At 73.9% G+C, this 1,537-nt stretch carries 1 protein-coding gene; it reads right to left on the bottom strand.

What is annotated here, in order from left to right; all coding sequences use genetic code 11:
• Nucleotides 1-1,537 (bottom strand): non-ribosomal peptide synthetase (locus ACWEQL_RS42390; protein ID WP_452156961.1); only part of this gene is annotated, 1,537 nt, incomplete at both ends.

The raw sequence follows: 1,537 nt of genomic DNA, 5'->3' as shown, positions 1-1,537 counted from the left end.
ACGTCACCGGTGCGGTACATCCTCAGCCCACCGCCCGCCGAACCGAACGGGCAGGCGACGAACCGCCCCGCGGTCAGCCCCGGCCGGTTCAGGTAACCGCGCGCCAGGCCGGCGCCCGCGACGTACAGCTCCCCCGGCACACCCGGCGGCACCGGCCGCAGCCGCTCGTCCAGCACGTACACCCGGGTGTTGGCGATCGGGCGGCCGATCGGCGGCACACCCGATCCGGGCACGAGCGGGTCGCTCATCGTCGCGCAGACCGTCGTCTCGGTGGGGCCGTACGCGTTGACCATCCGCCGCCCCGGTGCCCAGCGCGCCACCAGCTCCGGCGGGCAGGCCTCACCGGCGACCACCAGCGTGGACACGGTCACCCCGTCCTCGGGCAGGGCCGCCAGCACGGACGGCGGCACGGTCACGTGGGTGACCGCGAGCCCGGGGTCGGTCAGCGCGGCCACCGGGTCGGCCGTGGACGGCAGGACCAGGGCCGCACCGCGCAGCAGAGCGGTGTAGATCTCCGACACGGAGGCGTCGAAGCTGGGCGAGGCGAACTGGAGCACCCGGCTGTCGGGCTCGATCGCGAACCGTTCGATCTGCCCGGCGACCAGGCTCGCCACACCGCCGTGGCCGACCACCACGCCCTTGGGCCGGCCGGTCGAGCCCGAGGTGTAGATCACGTACGCCGGATGCCGGACGTCGAGCGCGACGCCCGGGTCCGTCTCCGGCCATCCGGTGGTGTCGGCCACCATCGCCGGGTCGTCGACCATCAGGGCCGGGCAGGCGTCCTCCAGCATGAACGCGATCCGGGCCTCCGGGTAGGCCGGGTCCACCGGAAGGTACGCGGCCCCGGCCTTCAGGACGCCCAGGACGGCCACCACCGACTCCACGGACCGCGGCAGCGCCACCGCCACGATCTGCTCCGGGCCGATTCCCCGGGCGATCAGCGCGTGCGCGAATCGGTTGGCCAGGATGTCGAGCTGACGATACGTCAGCCTCTCGTCACCGCGGACCAGGGCGGTCGCATCCGGTGTCGCCGCGGCCTGCGCCGCGAACGCCTCCGGCACCGGGACGGTGTCCACCTCCCTGGTGGTCGCGTTGCCGCGCTCCAGCAGCCGGTGCCGCTCGTCGGCGTCGAGGAGCTCGATCCGGCCGATCGGCTGCTCCGGGTCGGCCGCGGCCGCCTCCAGGAGCAGTGTCAGGCGCCCGGCCAGTGCGGCGACGGTCGACCGGTCGAAGAGGTCGGTGGCGTACTCGACGACTCCGGCGATCCCGGCGGGGCTGCCGTCGGGGCCGAACCGCTCGCTCAGGTTGAAGCCGAGGTCGAACTTGGCCGTCCCGGTGGGCACCGCGAAGGCGGTCGCCCGCAGTCCGGGAAGGCGGAGCTCACCCATCGGCGCGTTCTGCAGGGCGAGGATCGTCTGGAACAGCGGGTGGTAGGCCAGCGTGCGGGACGGGTTCAGCACCTCCACCAGGTGCTCGAACGGCACGTCCTGGTGCCCGTACGCGGCCAACGCCGTCTCCCGCACCCGACCCAGCAGCT

The sequence above is a fragment of the Kitasatospora sp. NPDC004240 genome (assembly GCF_053603215.1).
The sequence above is the reverse complement of the archived record's forward strand: the minus strand, read 5'-3'. Positions and strand labels throughout refer to the sequence as shown.